This window comes from Chitinimonas arctica, assembly GCF_007431345.1.
In the GTDB taxonomy this organism is placed as follows: Bacteria; Pseudomonadota; Gammaproteobacteria; order Burkholderiales; family Chitinimonadaceae; genus Chitinimonas; species Chitinimonas arctica.
In genome coordinates this window covers 1,178,500-1,193,425 of record NZ_CP041730.1, presented here as the reverse complement: position 1 = coordinate 1,193,425, position 14,926 = coordinate 1,178,500, and the positions used below count along the sequence as shown (strand labels likewise).

Annotated in this window: 12 protein-coding genes; 3 read left to right on the top strand and 9 right to left on the bottom strand. The window is 59.2% G+C overall.

Annotated features, from left to right (window positions below):
- Positions 1-25 precede the first annotated feature (25 nt).
- The 3 genes from FNU76_RS05270 to FNU76_RS05260 all read right to left on the bottom strand — a co-directional run bounded on the left by FNU76_RS05270 (position 26) and on the right by FNU76_RS05260 (position 2,488).
- On the bottom strand, positions 26-907 hold the full coding sequence (locus FNU76_RS05270; protein WP_143856733.1) for a hypothetical protein: 882 nt from the start codon (positions 905-907) through the stop codon (positions 26-28).
- 343 nt (positions 908-1,250) lie between these two features.
- Positions 1,251-1,802 (bottom strand): DUF2062 domain-containing protein, encoded by a 552-nt coding sequence (locus tag FNU76_RS05265; protein WP_143856732.1) that lies wholly within the window; start codon positions 1,800-1,802, stop codon positions 1,251-1,253.
- 68 nt (positions 1,803-1,870) lie between these two features.
- On the bottom strand, positions 1,871-2,488 hold the full coding sequence (locus FNU76_RS05260) for a DUF5610 domain-containing protein (protein WP_143856731.1): 618 nt from the start codon (positions 2,486-2,488) through the stop codon (positions 1,871-1,873).
- 479 nt (positions 2,489-2,967) lie between these two features.
- On the opposite strand from FNU76_RS05260, the gene FNU76_RS05255 reads away from it, so the two are divergent.
- Positions 2,968-3,690: a helix-turn-helix transcriptional regulator gene (locus tag FNU76_RS05255; RefSeq protein ID WP_179958357.1), complete on the top strand. Its 723-nt coding sequence runs from the start codon at positions 2,968-2,970 to the stop codon at positions 3,688-3,690.
- A gap of 9 nt (positions 3,691-3,699) precedes the next feature.
- Here the strand turns inward: FNU76_RS05255 and FNU76_RS05250 are convergent, their stop codons facing one another.
- Positions 3,700-3,978: a helix-turn-helix domain-containing protein gene (locus FNU76_RS05250; protein ID WP_223879232.1), complete on the bottom strand. Its 279-nt coding sequence runs from the start codon at positions 3,976-3,978 to the stop codon at positions 3,700-3,702.
- A 146-nt stretch (positions 3,979-4,124) separates the two neighbouring features.
- Between FNU76_RS05250 and FNU76_RS05245 the strand changes: the two genes are divergently transcribed.
- Both FNU76_RS05245 and FNU76_RS05240 read left to right on the top strand, forming a co-directional pair.
- The gene (locus tag FNU76_RS05245; RefSeq protein WP_143856729.1) at positions 4,125-4,715 is read left to right on the top strand and encodes an acyl-homoserine-lactone synthase; all 591 of its coding nucleotides are present in this window, start codon (positions 4,125-4,127) and stop codon (positions 4,713-4,715) included.
- Positions 4,716-4,918: 203 nt separating this feature from the next.
- On the top strand, positions 4,919-6,307 hold the full coding sequence (locus tag FNU76_RS05240; protein ID WP_179958356.1) for a beta-1,3-glucanase family protein: 1,389 nt from the start codon (positions 4,919-4,921) through the stop codon (positions 6,305-6,307).
- Between the two features lie 51 nt (positions 6,308-6,358).
- Here the strand turns inward: FNU76_RS05240 and FNU76_RS05235 are convergent, their stop codons facing one another.
- The 5 genes from FNU76_RS05235 to FNU76_RS05215 all read right to left on the bottom strand — a co-directional run bounded on the left by FNU76_RS05235 (position 6,359) and on the right by FNU76_RS05215 (position 14,905).
- Positions 6,359-7,630, bottom strand: coding sequence for an ATP-grasp domain-containing protein (locus FNU76_RS05235; protein WP_143856727.1), 1,272 nt, complete (start codon positions 7,628-7,630; stop codon positions 6,359-6,361).
- Between the two features lie 31 nt (positions 7,631-7,661).
- Positions 7,662-9,032 carry a phosphoribosylamine--glycine ligase gene (gene purD, locus FNU76_RS05230; RefSeq protein ID WP_143856726.1) on the bottom strand — a complete coding sequence of 457 codons (1,371 nt, stop codon included), beginning with the start codon at positions 9,030-9,032 and terminating at the stop codon, positions 7,662-7,664.
- A 54-nt stretch (positions 9,033-9,086) separates the two neighbouring features.
- Positions 9,087-9,905: a HalD/BesD family halogenase gene (locus tag FNU76_RS05225; protein ID WP_143856725.1), complete on the bottom strand. Its 819-nt coding sequence runs from the start codon at positions 9,903-9,905 to the stop codon at positions 9,087-9,089.
- A 378-nt stretch (positions 9,906-10,283) separates the two neighbouring features.
- Positions 10,284-11,189 carry an endonuclease gene (locus FNU76_RS05220; protein ID WP_143856724.1) on the bottom strand — a complete coding sequence of 302 codons (906 nt, stop codon included), beginning with the start codon at positions 11,187-11,189 and terminating at the stop codon, positions 10,284-10,286.
- Positions 11,190-11,410: 221 nt separating this feature from the next.
- A complete protein-coding gene (locus FNU76_RS05215; protein ID WP_223879334.1) occupies positions 11,411-14,905 on the bottom strand; it encodes a DUF4132 domain-containing protein in 3,495 nt (1,164 codons plus the stop codon).
- Positions 14,906-14,926 lie beyond the last annotated feature (21 nt).

The window sequence follows — 14,926 nt, the reverse complement described above, 5'->3', positions numbered from 1 at the left end:
AAGCGCTAGTGGGGCGTGTAGGTTTTCAATATGATCTATAATAAGCGTCGATGCTCTCTAAATGGGCCTTCACATGTGGGTATTTAACTTCCAGCTGGGTCACGGGGCTGTCGTATGGTGTTTTAAGTCGGGAGTAATCGCCTCTGTCTGGCCTTAAGGATAGCCTTACTTTGTCAAGATCTTCAGCGGAGAGTTTCTCCTTTCTGTTGTGGCGTACATTAAGAACTGCGTCGGAAATGTCTTCAATGAGCTGGCTGGTATATTTGGGGAAATCATCTCCTGCTGTTATGGTGAGGCGAGTATTATCAACGTGCTTGATGTTATATGAACGATTGCGCTTTTGGTATGCTGCATTTGTTTGAATATGCAATTGATCGGCCAGGCAGACCAACTTCTCGGCGGGTGTTTCCGCCAAAGCCGCAATCCGGGCGTTGGATTCGGTTAAATCTAAATCTTCGCCGGGAAACCTGCTTTTAAGCTCTTCCTGAAAAGATTTCAATTTTTCGAATTCTGAATTTACCCAGTCGAGGTCCAGGTTTTCTATTTCAACCGGCTGCCTGGCGAGGGATACGATGCAATTCTGAGGTTTGTGCACCGAGGTGTCGGTGAAAACCAAGTGTTCGCCAGTGGTTGATTGGTGGTTATCTCTCTGGATTCCCTGGCGGTCTTTAATACCGGGCCTGGTAGGATTTTTAAATAAGTACCCAATTTTTTCAAACAAACTTCTTGGGCGAGCGGAAGTGGTCTGTTCGCTGTGGACGTTAACGTTGCTAAGGCGGTAGTTTTTTTCGCCAATCTGTACGGCTTTTTCATTGGTCGCTGGATTTGATTCCTCCGCATTACGCAAAGCGTCATGTGCTTCGTTGCGGCTGATATTATTTCCTGTGGAAATTTTAGTCGTCAACATTGTAATTTAACCTATTTGTAAAAGTGATGTAAGACTTACTCATTATGAATAACTTAATGATATGGTTTGTCGTAGTTGTCCCGTGCCTGTCGTAATTTTATTTTGCAAGGCCCCGTGCGGCATTGATCTCTACAATACGCCCGCCTGACGGGTAAGTCAGCAATCACGCTTCGGTAAAGCGCTCGCGATTACAGCGAAAGCCGAATTCGTAGCGCACCCCTTGCCCTACAAAGCTGATAAGAACTTGCTATTCGCCGCGCGCGATTCAGCGGACGGTTTGATGGGCGGTATATCAATAGGCTTACCCGCCCACCGGAGGCTGCCGGTCCAACTCTCTGGGGACCTAGGCCGCGCGCCGCAACCGCCTGATCCGCAAAGCGTAAAGAACATGCAAACGCCACCCCCACTGCACCAGGAAGTAGCCGGCCACCGCCAGCAACGCGGCCATGGCGACCAGGCCGATGGCCAGTGGTGCGCCCATCGATAGTCCCCAGGCTATCCACGCCGACAGGGTATCGCCCAGGTGCGCCCAGTCGGTCTCCGGCAGGGGAGGCAAGGTGCCGGGTCCGCTGCTTACGCCGGTAAGCAACCTGCCCAGCCCAAACGCCGCGACATAGATCGGCACGATGGTGAAGGGATTGCTGAAGAAGGTGCCGAAGACGGCGACCGGAAGATTGACCCGGAACAGGATGGCCAGGGGCGTGGCGGCCAGTATCTGCAAGGGGCCGGGGATCAGGCCGCAAAACAGCCCCACCGCGAGTCCGCCGGCGACGGAATGGCGATTGAGGTGCCATAGGTTGGGATGGGACAGGTAGGGGCTGCAACGGCGCAGCAGTGCGTTGCGATCCAGCGATTCACGGGTGGGTAGATAGCGGCGGAGGAGTTTACGTGGCATCGGATAAGCGGGACCGTTGATCGTCAATTGCAAAAGTGTGGCGGATTCATTGCCAACATACGCTATCTCTATGCGCTCGCACCAGCTTTGCTCTGCGCCTTTGCCGCGATGGGCTGGGCCGGCGGTTCGCCCTCGGCGGGTTTCGACGGCTTGGCATGCGCTTCCGCGAAGGCTTTGAGCCCTTGCTGTACCAACTCCCAGGTCTTGTCGATATTATCGGCCACCTCGTCCTTCAGTACACCAAGGCCGTCGAGGACCTCGCGCGCTTCCTGGAAGCCCTGGGCGATGCCCTTGCCGATGGTTTCCATGAAGCGGTTCAGCACCTTGTCAGGGTCCTCGTCGGGGTACTGTTGGCGGAACAGTTCGAAAAAGCCGGTGGTCAGGTCGACAATGCGCTTGGCGGTGGCGGGGGGGGTATTGTCGACTTCTTCCTGCTCGACCGGCAGTGCCTCCACGGCTGTTTCAGGCGCCTCGATACCCAGCGCGCTGCCGACCGACTCGAAGTTGGCCTGCACCAGCAAGCGGTAGTAATTATCGCCTTCGCTGACCGATGCGCTAAAGCGGTAACTGGCGCGGATCTGTTGCACCTGCAGATCCTTCTTCTGCTCATCGGTCATCTTGCCGGTCGGTACGTGCGCAATCGGGCGAGGCGCCGACTGGGCGACATCAACACTGGGAAGTTTCATGGCGGCTCTCCTGGCAATGCACGGTCTATTTATTCCATCACCGTGCTAGTACTACTCCTGATATCGGCAAAATATCCAGACAACGCAGTGCGGTAGGGCATAAATCTGATGAATGGCAAATTCCGCGCCTACTTTGTTTACCGCGCCCGTGTCGGTCGCATACGACAAAATCTGTGGGCAGGATGACTCAGTTTACGCCGAACCCAACTAAGGAATTCGACTGGGGCAAGCGCTTGTTACACTCTTGCCGCGGGGCTTGCGCAAGATGGGAACGGTAAAAACACTTATCTGCGACAAGCCGCTGATTGCATTGTTCAAAAAATATTGGCCGAAGACCCATGGGTCCGGACCACTGCGGCAATGCGAATCTTGTAGGGGGGGGTGTTTCGTGAAGGCTGGTCCCGGCGGATGCGCAAGGCATCCTGGCCGGGCGGCCGTCGTCGAAACACGGTGTACGAATGCATCAGGGAGTCCTGAGAGTGCCGTACCTGGAAAAGTATCAAGCTTTCGTCGAGGCGAAAACCGAGATGGATGCCGTGTTTCAACTATCGACCGTGGCCAAGCGCTTTGGCTACGACAAAGTAATGTTCGCTGCCGTGCCCAAACCCGGTGCACCGCTGGGTGGAGCCTATCTGCGCAGCACGTATCCGGAGCGATGGCGCGAGATCTACGATCGGCGCGGCTTGGGCCGGCTGGATCCCACCGTGGCACATTGCTTCAGCCACACCATGCCCTTGGTGTGGGCGCCGGACAGCTTCCGGGGCAAGGAACAGCGAGCCCTTTATGAGGAAGCGTGTTCCTATGGCCTGCGTGCGGGCGTGACGCTGCCTTTTCATGGTCCGACCGGCGAGGTGGGCATGTTGACGGTCGTGCGGGATCAACAGCCCGGCAAGGCCTTCGTTGCCGACCTGCAGGACAATATCGGCCACCTTGCCATTCTGCGGGACCTCGCCTTCGAGGTGTTGCGCGGCTACATGCAACCGGCCGAGGCGGCGCGGCAGGCGCCGGATTTGACCAAGACCGAACTGGAATACCTGAAGTGGCTGGCGGCCGGCAAGACCGACTGGGAGATCTCACGGATCATGGATGTGTCGATTGCCGGTGCGCGCTTCCATATCGCCAACCTGCGGCGCAAATTCGATGTAGGCCGGCGCACCGACGTGGTGGTGCGGGCCATTCAATTCGGCTTGGTGTCGGTGTAGCGCCCGCGTTCAATCGTTGCTTGGGTCGATTTGCGCCAAGGATTCGCTGAGGTCGCGGTCGTTGATACGGCCCGCGAGATAAAGATGCAACAGGATCTGCACCGGAGCGGGCAGGGGTAGTCCCTGCTCGAAACGGCTGCCGCGCGACTGGCTGACGCCGAAGCGCCGCCAGAAAATCGTTTGGCTTTCCTTCATCGCTTTGCGGACTCGGCGCAGCGCATATTGGCAGTAAAACACCGTGGACAACGCCCCTGCGGTGCCCACCGCGTTCTCTGTTTGCATGTACATGCTGTCTTCCCTGGCTTTTAAGAGGAATGAGCCACCGAGTCTGTCATGGCTAGTCCGGGGAGGCAGCTAGCAAGGTAGCTAGTAGCCCATATTGCTGAACGGCATATATTTATGCGTTTCGGGTAGCAAGCCCTTAGGAGCACGCAATGCAGAACTCTATTCAAATGATCCAGATCGGACAGCGTCAGCAATTCAACCGTGGCGATCTCCATGCCATCCACAGCCTGCGCGCCCGGGTGTTTCGAGATCGCATGGGGTGGGAGGTGCCGATCCTGGCCGGCATGGAGATAGACGGTTATGACGCATTGGAGCCGCACTACATGGTGATCCGCAACCAGGAGCGGCAGGTGTTTGGCTGCTGGCGCCTGCTTCCCACCCTGGGGCCTTATATGCTGAAGGACACATTCCCGGCCTTGCTCCACGGCAGTCCGGCACCGGAAGAGGAGGGTGTATGGGAACTGAGCCGCTTTGCCATCGAAACCGATGGCTCGCCCAGCTTCGGCTTTGCCGACCAGGCGCTGGATGCCATGCGCGAAATCGTCAGGTTTGCCGATGAAGGCGGCATCAAACGCTATGTCACCGTCACCACCACCGCGATCGAACGCATGCTGCGCCGAGCCGGCATCGAAATCAGCCGTTTCGGTCCGCCCATCCGCATCGGCGTGGAAAATGCCGTGGCACTGACCATCGAGCTGGGTGAGCAGACCCACAGCGCCTTGTTTGGCTTAAAACATTGAACAAGCAGGAATAGGGAATTAGTAAGCAGTAGTTTGCATGCGCCTTGGCTATCCTTCCGACAGGGCATTGCATGGCCGGAACGGATACGCCCATGCCGCCCACCGTAGCGGCCAGAAACAGGAGCCGGAGATCGGCCCAGAAAATGGGGCGGACGCCGAAGGCCGAGGCGGCCATCCTTCACACCGCAGGTCGAGGAGGAAATATGGCATCACTCAAGCTTCAATTCAGCAATCAAAGCGGCGTCGCGCCATCGCAGGTATCGATAGGGTTCGTGCCCGGCGCGTCGAACGACGGCTTCGACATCAAGAGCAACCAGGACCAGACGGCACTCAAACCGCTGAATATTGCCGGCGACGGGAACTATCCATTCGCCGGCCATTGGTACTCGCTGGCCGATCTGGTCGAAGGGGTAACCATCAGTGCCTTCAGCGGGCGCGTCTACGTGGCTTATGGCAGCGCCTGGGCGGTGCAGCGCAAATCCTACGAACCGGCGCAGGCCGTCACCGACCCCAATTTCTTCCTGCGCTACGACAAGATGGAGATGACCTTTACCGGACAAGCCGCCGACGTCGCCAACTTGACCAGCATCGACTATTGGAGCATTCCCCTCACGCTGACGACCACCTGGCGCGGCCAGGCGGTGCAGACCGTTGCCGGTCTGCTGGGCAATACCACGGCGCAGGATGTGTTCGATGCGCTCGATACCCTTACTACCCCGCCGGTTTCCGGTGTGGTGGGGCCCGGTGGGGTCGATGGCGCACCGCTCCCTGCCCTGGTGCCGGGGCAGTTCCAGCAATATCCGGGCGGCCCCGCCCCGGGAAGCGCGTTTGCCCGCATCATCGGTCCTTCGTCCTACCCGCCCATCGCGCCGACGGTCGCCTTGCCGGTGATGCCTTACGATATCTGGACGGCTTACCTGGGCAATCTGCTGGAGTGGTTTGGTCCGGGTACCCCGGCGGGGAAGAATGTCCCAACGCTTGGCAACGGTACGATCGCCAATATCGCCGGCAACTTCGGCGGCGTGGGCCCCAATCCGCCCAGTACCGGCCCGCTCAGCCCGCAAGCCTATGCATTGACCGCGAGCATAGACAGCAATCTTGATATCACGCTGAGCGGCACGCTCGGCGGCGTCGCAGGCACTACGACCATGCTCTACAAGCGGGCTGACCTGAGTAATCCGTCTGGCATCTACGGCGGTAATACGCCTTTCTACTTGAACAATGCCGGTTCCAGCACGAATCCGGGAAACGATGTGTACGGTTGGGTGGGCGGCGATCTTTTCTCGGGCCTGAATATCGGTGCGGTCGGTAGCCAGACAACGGTCGGCAATGTTCATGGGGTGTTTCCGCCAGCCATGGTCGGCTCGCTCCCCAGTCAAACGTGGTTCGGTATTCCCGGCAGCTTTTTCTTTGCCGGCCTGCAACCCACGACGTATTACAACCAGTGGGCGGCCGCGTTGGCGCCGCTGTCGCAGGCCTATAATTTTGCCTATTCGGACCGCTTTGCCGCGGTTTTCGCCAGTCTGGACCCTGGCAAGGTGGATACGCTGACGCTGACCCTGGAGCCGGCAACCGTAACGATGGCTGCCTGAAGATGCCACCCTTGCCGGCCAGGCCGGCGAGGGTGGCCGATTCGCATACGATCACAGCAAGGACTGCGCGACTTCCGCTTTGTAGCTGATCGGTTCATAGCTCCCCAAACGCTTGAAATCCCGATAGAGCGCGTCGTAATCCTTGTTCCAGACCAGGAAGGTGCCGGCATTGGCCATCAATGAGGTGGATTGCCGCAGTCGTTCGCCCTTGGCGACCTTCCAGTTCATCTTTACCTGGCTTTCCAGGGCCGGCGTGTTCAGGGCGTCGATTTCGCCGCTTTTCTTGGGCAATACGCCATCGAAACAGTAAGTCTGTTCGCGTTGGTAGGGGAGGCTTTCGATGCCGGTCTCGATTTCGAAAACCAGGTTGACCAAGGCGATGCCGTAATTACGTTCCATGGCAGCCAGCCCCGCCATGCCCTTGAAATGGGCGGCCACTTCCAGCAAGACCAGCTCATCGCGCTCGGTAAGGAACAGTTCCAGGTGCGCGCCACCCTCCAGGCGGCCCAGGGCATCCAGCGCCTGTTCGGCGAAGGCCAGCATGCGCGGTACGCGGGGGTCTTTTTCATGCAGATTGATATCGGCATTGACCTTGCCCGCCTGTGCATCGAAGGCGTTGACCAGGTGTTCGCTGACGCCGCCGAACAGGGTATGCCCCTTTCGCGACACGATATTCACGCTGAATATGGTGCCGCCGATGTACTCCTCGTACGCATACTGTCGACCCAATTCCCCCGGTAGATTCTTGAAGTCGCGCAAGGAGCCGATTTTGTGGATGCCCTCGGCGCCAACCGAATCGACCGGTTTGAGAATAAAAGGCAGCCCCACTTCCGAGGCGATCACGTCGAAGTAGGCGGCGGCGCCGCGCCGGAAGCGGTCTGGCAGGAAGCGGCCAAAGCGGGGTACCCGAATATCCCTGGCCTGCAGTTTTTCCTTCATCATGCATTTATCGCGGTAGGGAAGGATGGCTTCGTAGTTGGGGCCGCCAATGCCGAAGGAACTGCGCAGTTTAGCGGCAAGCAGCATGTTCTGTTCGTCGTGGCAGTGGATGGTCAAGTCTTCCAGCGCCGTGGTTTCCAGCGTGGTGGCGATGATGTCGTAGGCGGACTCGAAGTCCACCAAGGCGCTTTGCAGCGTGGACGGATTTTTGACGGCGCAGGGCACCACATGGATGCGATGGAAATGCGGCAACTGTTCGTAGGGCAGGTTGCTGGCGTCCGGTTCGGCGAAGATGCCGATAATACGTACGCTGTTCGGCTGCTTGAGCAGCGTGAAGTCAAATACACCATAGCCACGCGTCGAGATGATGATTGCCGTTTTCATATTTGCTTTCAGTATGTGAAACGCTGTCACGTTAATCCGCCACGCCGGCCAGCTCCGGCTGGGCCTGCCGTAGTTGCAGCAGGCGGGCGCCGATATCGACGCGGTAACGCATGCCCCGGAAGGCAATGCGTCCCACCTGGCTGTAGGTCCGTTGCATGGCTTCGCTCAGGGTGTCGCCGCAGCCCACGACATGCAGTACCCGGCCTCCGCTGCTGATCGGCCGGCCCAGGTGATCTTTCTTCAGGCCGGCGTAGAACAGGGTGGCTTCCTCGTGATCCACGGCGCCCAGCCCGTGTACCAATTGGCCCACGGCAAAGTTGCCGAAAGGCCAGCCCGGCAGGGCGGCAGGGTCGTAGCGGTCCAGGCAGCCTTGGGTCAGCGCCACCGAGCAGCGTATGCGGCCATCGGTACGCAGGCGTTGGCCATGCAGGCTGCGAGTGAGGATGGCGTGGCATAGCATGGTGAAATTGTTTTGCACGCTGGGCAGTACGGCCTCGGCTTCCGAATCGCCGAAACGGGTATTGATCTCCAATACCCGTAGGCCCGCCTCGGTCAGCATGGCGCTGATATAAACGAAGCCGCTGAAATCAAGCCGGTCGTGGCGTAGCCCTGCCAGCAAGGGTTCCATCAGCGCGGTGTGGATTTCCTCGCGCAGTGCTTCGTTTTCGAGCGGGTGGGGCGAGATCGAACCCATCCCGTCGCAGTGCTTGCCGGCATCTTCCTCCAAGGAACGTTTGAAGTCGGCGGCGGTGGGGAACAGTAGGTAGCTATCTCCGTCGAGTAGGGCAAAGACGGAAATCTCCTCCCCATATAAACGCTTCTCGACCACTACCCGGAACTGGCTGCCGGACTGGCGGGCGAAGCCGGCGACCGCCGTCAGCGCTTCATCGGGCGTGCCGCAGATAACCGTACCGTCGCCGTCGGGACGGAGGCCGTCGGCCTTGACCACACAGGGGTACGGCAATGCCCGGATATAAGCGCCGGCTTCAAAGGGATCGGTAAAGGTGCGGAACGGCGCAGTGGGCAGTCCGTGCGCATTGCAGAAGCGCTTGCCGTAATCCTTGCTCGACTCCAGCCGAGCGGTGGCGCGGCTGGGGCCGATGACCGGGTAGCCGTACTGGCGCAGGGTATCGACATATCCGCTGGAGAGTGCATCGATATTGGCGACGAAGACAAAGTCCACCGCATGCCGGGAGAGAAAGGCCAGTGCGGTACGAGGGTCGGTCAGACTGATGCTGCTCACCGGGATGATACGCGGGTGGTCTATCAGTTCGCAGCCGGGCCCGTAAAAGACGATGGCGTTGGGATCGGTACGGATAAGCAGATCACAGATCGCATGGCCGCGACCGGTGCAGTCCACCACCAGAATTTGGGCGGCGGCAGCTGAGCGAGACAGTTGCATGTCGTATTCCTATTGGATGGGGTAGCGCGGGGTGTGCGGCTTTCGCATCTCTGCCTAAGCTCTCTCGCAAGCGCTGGTCGAGCCGGCCGCCCCGTCGTGGAACCCGGCGTGCCTGGTTTCGTGGGATTTGGGTAGGCGCAGATCCTGGCGGTTGGCCCAGGTGGTATGGATGAGGGTGCGCCGCGCATCGCCCCGAATGGAATAGACGCGGTGCATGGTGGTGTCGGTTTTGACGAGATAGGCATCGCCCGGCTCCAAGGCATGGGCATACACCTGGTTTTTACGCAGTGCGCCGTGCACATCGGGATTGCGCTTATCCCAGCTGGTATGGGCGACACCCTGCACCAACCCACCGTCACGGTAATGCGGCGCTTCGAGTATCAGAACGAAGCCATAGGCGTAATCGTCCCAATGCCAGCCATGGGTATCGCAAGATTTGCGTAACTGGCTGATCCGATAATGTTCCCCGGCATGGGGACAGGTGTATAGCGCCTCGCCCGCCACTTCGGACAGCGTGTCCTTGAGTACCGGCGAGAAATAGGTGGCATGGATCAGCGGCCCCTGCTCCACGATGACAGGCTGGTCCACTGTGGCTATTTGGCTTGGTGCGCCCTCACCGTGCCCCAAAGCGGTATCGCACACCACGCCATACCGTTCGATCAAGCCCAAGGCCTCTGCCTTTAGCGCTTGAAATAGGATCGGCGGGCAAAAGCCCCGCAAGGGCAGGAAGTGTTCACTGCCGAACTGCTCGCGCAATTTCGGCAGTGCGGTTTTGGAAAAATACCGGGCCAGATGCTGGCGAAAGTTCGAGTCCACCCACGATTGGCTGATGCTTATGCGTGGGCGGACCGCTACCGTATCGCTAATCACCATGAGATGGAAAACCAGCAAACAGAGATATTTTCGGAAGGACAGGGAAGACGCCGGCTGGAGCGCACGGTGAGCTGCCAGAACGACGGTTTTACGGTACGGCTATTAACGGATGTGGAACAAATCGGATTCATCGTATTCATCGAAATTATCTAAATCGCCTCGTGTATTTCAGCAAGGCGGCCAACGCGCCCGCCTTGAAAACGTGGCCAATTTAGACGCTGCCGCGTGGCTCCACACCTAGCAGCAGTAATAGTTTCGATGTCCGGCTATTGAGATCCCGGCCGGTTCGGGCGGCGCATATAGCGCTGTGGCATAAAGCCGGCTTATAACCAATGCTTTTATGCTTATTCCATCGCTGGCGAGTTCGATGTGCCGCCTTCAACCCTGTTTAGGGCACTGGCTGGCCAGCGATTCCGGTTTTTCCACATAGGGGTTGCCCTTGCCCTGCACGGCCTTGATACGGCCGTTGCGCTCGCGTTCCCAATCATCGATGGGATAGGTCTTGGCCCACGCGCACATCAGCTGGCGGTCCTGCTTGCTTAAGTTCAGCGCGTAGCGCTCATGCATATAGAAATACACACGGGCGATACGGCCACGAACTTCGGCACGTGGTTGTGCCCGTTTCAGCTTGAAGTCCACCACGGTTTGGCATTGACCGTAAATCGGCGTGGGATTGCGCGTCCAGGCACCGTAGGGAAAATTACTGCGATCGCCATTGACCTCGCCGACGGCCGGCACCAGGTTGTTCAAATCGCCTTCCGCCACCTGGTATACCGGGTCTTTGTCCGAGCACTGCTTACGGCCGCCATTTTGCCAACACTGGCGTTGGTGACCCAGATTCCATGCCGGCACGATATGTTCCCATTCGATGCGGCTGGCGCGTGCCGCATTCTTGCGCGGGGTATATCCACATGAGGCAAAATCGACTGTCTTATCCTTGTATTGGCAGCCGCAATAGAACTCGTCCTTCAGGCTACCCCTGAAGATATCCGGCAGCACCTGCTTGGCGTGATTGAAATCGCGATGGCCGACCTGGCCTCGGCGCGTGACCAGATTGGCACGGCCGGCCTGGCTGTCCGGCTCCCTAGACGTGGCAGCTTGGTCTTGCGGCTTCTGCCGAGAGGTCTGCTGCTGCTCTTGCAGCAACTGTTCGCCCAGGCTGGCGATTTGTTTGACACCCTTGCTGTGGGCAAAGTCATTGAGCTTTTGCGCCGTATCGTCGGTACAGGCGGACAGGATGACCGCGCAAAGCGGCGCAAGGTAGCGCAGAAAGTAGGTAGGCATTTTCAAAAGGGGTATTTGCTTGGTGACTTGCGACACCGGACAATCCAAGAAAGGCGTGGGAAACGGCCGGCGTATTTTTACTTTGCGGCCTTGCCGTGCGCTGGGCACGGTGGGGGATGATAGGTGATTTTCAGCCGGGACAGTGCTTAGTGGCCGATTCCGCCATGACGGTTTTGCCGAAATGGCGGTCGGAGACCTGAAAGATACCCAGCCTCGCTCGGTCAACGATACAAGCTTTCAATATCCCGTATCAACTCGCTGCTGGCGATTTCGTCCAAGGTACCCAGCTTGACGGAAGCGCCCGGTTGCTGCCAGTGCGCACTTTCGCCGATGACGATTTCCCGCAAGGTTTGTACGGGATTTCGTTCCATCAGGCTCATCACGATGCCGGGATCGAGTAGCAGGCGAATGACTTGGCCCTTGGCGATCTTTTTAGTGAAGTAGCCAATACATCCGTCATCCAGGGCCCTGCCGGCATGCCAGCCTAATTTGACCAGATCGAGCACGCGTGGACTGGATAAGGTCAAGCCCTCCCAACGGGTTAATTTGACGGCCTCTCGCTCATCCGTCTGCAAGGCGTAAGTCTCCCGTCCCAGTTGTATAAATGGCTGTTTCGTTCCCAGCGCGGCGAAGCGTTGGGTAAATAGCGCTACCTGATCGCGGGGTAGGTCGAGCGTGTGGGGGAGACCCACGCGAATTTGCTCCCCGACCGGCAAATAGAAGGGCGCCTCGGTGGCGGTGACATAGCTACCGCTGTCGGTTACCCGGAAGCAATCGCGCAGTTGCCCGCCATAGTTGCCTGCGTCGCTCAGCATATAGACCCCCCATACCAAGCGCCGTACCAGATTGCGTACCAAGGGATGCTGGACCAGCAGGTGGATGAACAGGTTCGGCGTCCAGCGGCGGCGTACGCACATGGCCATTTCGAGGCGCATCAGTTGCTGGCTGGCGACGATGCCCGCTTCTTGCTTCAGTTGCGCGAAGATTTCGGCGGCCGCTTCTACCTTGTCCAAGTCGTCATCAGGATCCGGGAGGGGTAGCGCGGGCATGGTTCTGCCTTCGCCATCGCGCACCTGCGGTTTAAGCGATTCGTCGAATTCGATACGAAACCGGCGCGGCCCGTAGTCCAGCGACAGGTTTCCGTCATCGTCCAAACCCAGGTCGGGTGCCAGCCGGTCCTCCAACTCTTCGGTGGTCAGATTGCGTGCCTCCGCGATCAAGGTGATCTTTTCGCGTGCCTTGTCCTGCAAACCCTTGAACTTCACTTTTTGGGCAATGCCGTTCAGCAGCATCAAAGCGGTATCGCTTTCAATCATGCTCAAGACATCAAGGCCGGCCACCGCGCGGGCATGCTGCGACTCGCCCGGCCAGGCGCGCAGATAGGGGGTGAGACGGCGCGCTGTCTCGTCGTTTCCGAGCAAGCCCAGTACCCGCATCGCCCAGGCATCCTTGGGAGGCGCAGCCGCATACAACCAGGCGGAAAAACAGTCCCAGGCGAAGTCGGCCAGGGATTCCGGCGTGCAGACGTCTTTCACGTGCTGAATGCCTGGGTAGATAGCTGCCTCGGAGGGAAAGCGCAGCATGGTGCCCAGGTGCTCCATGGCGGTATCGGATAAAGCCTTATTGCCGGTAGACAGTAGGGGCCGACGCCAATGACCGGGTTGCCAGAACTCGGGAGCCTTGCCGATGCGACAGGGGAAGCGATCGAGCGGGTCTTCCACCAGCACGGCGCGCAGTGCGGCGCTGACGGTGGGGTCGCTGTATCGCTGGGCGACCCGCATGATCAGCGCCTCGTGGCCATGCTCGGCCAATAGCCGCAGGGCCACCGCCGCGCAGACCTGCATTTCGTCTTCCGGACCGATTGCGGCGGGAATCAGACCCACGGCGGCATGCTCCGGAAACTTGAACAGCCAGCTGCGGGCGATATCGCGCGCCATCTTGAGCTTGCGATGGGCGCGCGCGACAATGGGCGCCAGCTCGATCGTGCCGAAATTCAGCACATGGACCAAATCGTTGCCGGGGCGCTGCAGCACCGTGAGCAACAGTCCGGGTAGCGCCTGCAGGCCATACTTGGCCAGTACATAGGCGGTGTTGCTATGGCTTTCGGCCGCCAACGAATTCCATACCACCAAACCCATATCGTCGGGCAGATTGGCCATTACGTAGCCGTCGAGAAAATACCAAAAACTGATATTGGCCTCGCGATATTCGCGCCAGATGGCCACCAGGGCAGCGCCGTCCCGCTCGCGGATCGCCTGGGCGGCGTCTTCGTGGAAGGTGGCCCGCTCTTCCGTCTCGAAAAAATAGTGGTATGGTCCAAATCCCAGCATGCGCACCATGGTGCGCAAATCCTGCAGCGCCGTCTGTAATTGCTTTTGCTGCCATTCGGATACGCCGAGGTAACGTTCGCGAACACCGTCGTCCCATTTCTCCAGCGGTGGTAGCGTCAAGACCGGAACGTTTAGCGGCGTTCGCATCTTGCGCTTGGGGGCAAGCCAAGGGGGATCGGTCAGGACGCGCGGCAATTCATCGCTCGTGGCTACGATGGCAGGTGTTTCCTGCTGTTTTATCAACCGATCGATCAAGCCTTGCCCATTCGGGCTTATCCATGACTGCAAGGTCGGAAGTTTGTCGCGGTGTTCCATCAGCAGTTCGGCCAGACACATGCTCAGCAGCCCGGTATCCCGCCCGCCTTTGACGATCAGCTCGGCCAGGGCAGGGATGGACGCATTCGGCCAGCGCTGGCTGGCACGGGTGAAATTGGCCAGCGCCGACTTGCTCTGGCTGGCATAGCGTGCCAGCACCGTGATCGACTTCGGCATACCGATTTGCGCCAGCGCTTCGGCACTGATTTCCCGAAAGGCATCGCCGGCCAGCACCTCCACGGCAGCGCTGCCGCGCTCTTTCAACAGTGTCGCCACCGCCATCCGTGAACTGGTGAGTGTCAGGCCGAAGTGAGCGTTGCCCGCCACGCGGGCGGCCGCGACCTGGGCTTCCGCGTCGTCGGTCACCATCTGCAGCCAGCTGACGGACTCGTCCGCCTGCGGGCCAGCCAATTGCAGCGCCAACTTGTTGGCGATGTCGGGGCACTCCGGCAAGATCAAGGCAAGTAGCGATTGGCGGCAAGGAGGCACCAAGGGTAATCCCCGGCGTATTCTGCCGACGCATTCACTCCAGATGGCCTCGTCCGTCCATGAAAGTGCCCGCCGAAAGGCCCATTCAGCGGGACAAAACGGGCCGCACCAGTAGGTGGGACATAGCTGGCCGCCAATATGGGTGCTCAGGCGCAGCTTGCAGCGGTTGCGGCTTCTCGATGCCTCCACCGTCACGCCTTGCGCCGCCAGCATGACATCTACCGCGTAAGGCAATCCTTTTTGTTCGATCAGGAAGTCCGTCATGTCGTTGTTGCCGATATAGCCTCGCTCGCTTGCAAAGCAGCACAGCGCGAACAGCACGGCGTCCGATTGCGGCGAGCCGTGCTGGTCCTTGTCACGCAGTCGCGCCAGCGCTTCCTGATAGGGGGCCTGCCAGTCGTAGGCGGATTCGCTTACCTCATGCACGAATTCCTTGCTGGTGAGATGGCACACCACGCCCTCCCAATACTCGCGGCCCGGATGTTCGCTGGCACGGGCCGGGAATCGTCGGCTAGGCAAGACGCTGGCCAGCATGGCAATGGTCAATTCAACCGGATCGCCGTCGGCAAGCCACGGCGGCATGCATCCGCTGGCGCGGTAGCC

Bases quoted from the DNA above. Each gene is read 5' to 3' on its own strand.
- FNU76_RS05260 (WP_143856731.1), bottom strand. From the start codon at position 2,488: ATGAAACTTCCCAGTGTTGATGTCGCCCAGTCGGCGCCTCGCCCGATT.
- FNU76_RS05245 (WP_143856729.1), top strand. From the start codon at position 4,125: ATGCAGAACTCTATTCAAATGATCCAGATCGGACAGCGTCAGCAATTC.
- FNU76_RS05215 (WP_223879334.1), bottom strand. From the start codon at position 14,905: ATGCCGCCGTGGCTTGCCGACGGCGATCCGGTTGAATTGACCATTGCC.
- FNU76_RS05220 (WP_143856724.1), bottom strand. From the start codon at position 11,189: ATGCCTACCTACTTTCTGCGCTACCTTGCGCCGCTTTGCGCGGTCATC.
- FNU76_RS05270 (WP_143856733.1), bottom strand. From the start codon at position 907: ATGTTGACGACTAAAATTTCCACAGGAAATAATATCAGCCGCAACGAA.
- purD (WP_143856726.1), bottom strand. From the start codon at position 9,032: ATGCAACTGTCTCGCTCAGCTGCCGCCGCCCAAATTCTGGTGGTGGAC.
- FNU76_RS05240 (WP_179958356.1), top strand. From the start codon at position 4,919: ATGGCATCACTCAAGCTTCAATTCAGCAATCAAAGCGGCGTCGCGCCA.
- FNU76_RS05235 (WP_143856727.1), bottom strand. From the start codon at position 7,630: ATGAAAACGGCAATCATCATCTCGACGCGTGGCTATGGTGTATTTGAC.
- FNU76_RS05250 (WP_223879232.1), bottom strand. From the start codon at position 3,978: ATGTACATGCAAACAGAGAACGCGGTGGGCACCGCAGGGGCGTTGTCC.
- FNU76_RS05265 (WP_143856732.1), bottom strand. From the start codon at position 1,802: ATGCCACGTAAACTCCTCCGCCGCTATCTACCCACCCGTGAATCGCTG.
- FNU76_RS05225 (WP_143856725.1), bottom strand. From the start codon at position 9,905: ATGGTGATTAGCGATACGGTAGCGGTCCGCCCACGCATAAGCATCAGC.